General features: G+C 42.1%; 1 protein-coding gene. It reads right to left on the bottom strand.

Going from position 1 to position 2,771, the window contains the following annotated elements; all coding sequences use genetic code 11:
* Positions 1 to 2,771 (bottom strand): hypothetical protein (locus G344_RS10970; protein WP_038155245.1); only part of this gene is annotated, 2,771 nt, incomplete at both ends.

The following is a 2,771-nucleotide window of genomic DNA, read 5'->3' as shown; positions in this document are numbered from 1 at the left end:
GACAACGTATAGCTGTTGCCTGTAAGATCGTCGCTTTCCGTAGCGGTTGCTGTCAAGATACCATTTGTTGCCGGATCTACAGCTACCTTCGTCTTGGCACCTGTTACTGCACTATATACAGCACTCGAGGTAATAACTTTATTTGCGTCATCACCGGTATTGGTAACAGACGCTGCCTTATTAAGGCTCAAAGCTACACCATCCTTAGAGGCTGTTGTAGTAATGTCAGTATTGCCGGTAATAGCAAAGCTAATGCCGCCATCTTTATTCAACTTCTTTTTCTCGGTAGATCCGCTATCACCTGTGAAACTAATGGTGTTATTTTCAAGTTTTGTTACCTTTTCGGTAATCTTCGTAATATCTCCGCTTGTAGAAGTAGAAATCTTAGCAATTTCATCACCAATCTTCTTATTCATCTGACCTACATTAACGGCATCATTATCTGCTTCGCCATTCGCTAGATTAGAGATTTTTTTATTACCTACATCAAGGCCATCATTTGTAATGATTACCTTAGTCCCGTTATTATCTCCACCGGAAATAGACATAATCCCTTGAAGTTCAGAGTTCAATGCATAGCTTACTTCGCCATCAGCGTTCACAGAAGATGTTAAATTATCTGTGTTTACGAAGTTCAAGCCCTTAGACAAAGCCACTTGCTGTTCGTTTTTACCATTTGCTTTGTAGGTGAGATTAGTAGCTTTAGCCACCTCTTCCCCCTTGAAACCAATAGTATATACTGCGTGGTTATCCGTAGTATCCTTCGTTTCTGTAACAGTGATAGCCTTCTGATCGCTATCTGCTTTCACTTCCGTTTTACTTGCCTTAGCAAGGTTATCTACTTCGGTCTTGTTATAGGTTTCATTTTTACTATACGTTTCATCCTTGCTGTATACATTAAGCTTATCGCGCCAGCTGGTTACATTACCATCGCTGAGATTCGACGCATCCACCTTTGCAAAGTCATCGTTGAGCGATGTTTTCATTTCATTTTCTAACTTCGTTGTATCGATGGACAATGTATAGCTGTTGCCGGTAAGGTCGTCGCTTTCCGTTTTATTTATCGTTAAAATACCATCTTCCGGATCTACAGCTACCTTCGTCTTAGCTCCACTTACTGCTGTGTATACTGCACCAGAGGTAACCACCTTATCTTTATCGGCACCGATGTTAGTAACAGACGTTGCCTTATTAAGGCTCAATGCTACGCTGCTACCGGATGCGTTAGTAGTAATATCCTCGTTACCGGTAATACCAAAGCTAATGCCGCCTTCTTGATTCAAACTCTGAGCAGCAGTAGTACTGCTACCATCACCGGTTAAGGTAATCGTATTATCTCCTAATGTCTTCACCGTCGATGTAATCGTTTCGGTAAGGGTCTTAGTAATACCATCCTTAGCCGTAGTTATCTTACTGTCTACTTGACCAACTGTAGCCGCATCTTTCGCATCCGTACCATCAGCAATATTACTGATGGTTTTACCGCCAAGTTCGATGCCTTTTTCGGTAATGGTAATTTTCGTACCGTTAGTCCCGTCTTTTCCGGCAGGACCGGTAATAGACGTAATGCCCGTAAGATCACTCTTCAAACCATAGGTAATCTGACCATTATCTCCGGATGTAGCCGTAAGATTTGCACCTGCTTGGAAGTTGAGTCCCTTGGAAAGACTAACTTTTTTAGATTCTGCATCAGTACCGGCTTTATAGCTAATGTTTGTTGCCGTAGCAATCTGATCGCCATTGAAGCCTACTGTATAGATGGTATGTCCATCTGTATCATTCGTAGATGTATCTACCGTAATTGCATTCTGACCATCAGCGGCTTTTACTTCCGTTTTGCTTGCCTTAGCTTTGTTATCTATTTCTGTCTTACTATACGTTTCTTCCTTGCTGTATACATTAAGCTTATCGCGCCAGCTGGTCACATTACCATCGCTGAGATTCGACGCATCTACCTTTGCAAAATCATCGTTGAGCGATGTTTTCATTTCGTTTTCTAACTTCGTTGTATCGATGGACAACGTATAGCTATTGCCGGTAAGGTCATCACTTTCCGTTTTATTTACTGTTAAAATTCCATCCGTTTCTGGATTTACAGCTATCTTCGTCTTAGCACCCTTCACGGCATCATATACAGCACTAGAGGTTACCACCTTATCTTTGTCCGTACCGGTATTCGTCACAGACGTTGCCTTATTAAGGCTCAAGGTTACATCGCTGCCGGATGCAGTAGTGGTAATATCTTCATTACCTTTAATGCCAAAGCTAATGCCACCTTCTTTACTCAATTTCTGAGCATCAGTTGTACTACTGCTGTCACCGGTAAGGGTAATCGTATTGTCTACTAACTTCGTTACATCGGTCTTTACCTCATTTACCTGTTTTACTGTAGCTGCATCGGTGTCCTTTTCACCATCGGCAATATTACTGATGGTTTTACCGCCAAGGTCGATGCCGTTTTCGGTAATGGTAATTGTTGTACCGTTAGTTCCGTCTTTACCTGCAGGACCACTAATAGACGTAATGCCCGTAAGATCACTGTTCAAACCATAGGTGATCTGACCATCATCGGCTGACATAGCCGTCAAGTTTGCTCCTGCTTGGAAGTTTAATCCTTTGGAAAGACTAACTTTTTTAGACTCTGCATCAGTCCCGGCTTTATAGCTAATGTTTGTTGCCGTAGCAATCTGATCACCATTAAACCCTACTGTATAGATATCCGGATTTGTTCCGTCAGATGTCTGCGTCTTAGTTACTGTAATGGCACTCTG

It is taken from the genome of Veillonella magna DSM 19857 (assembly GCF_000428745.1).
Lineage (GTDB): Bacteria > Bacillota > Negativicutes > Veillonellales > Veillonellaceae > Veillonella_A > Veillonella_A magna.
Note: the sequence above shows the minus strand (reverse complement) of the source record. Positions and strands in the feature narration are given on the sequence as shown.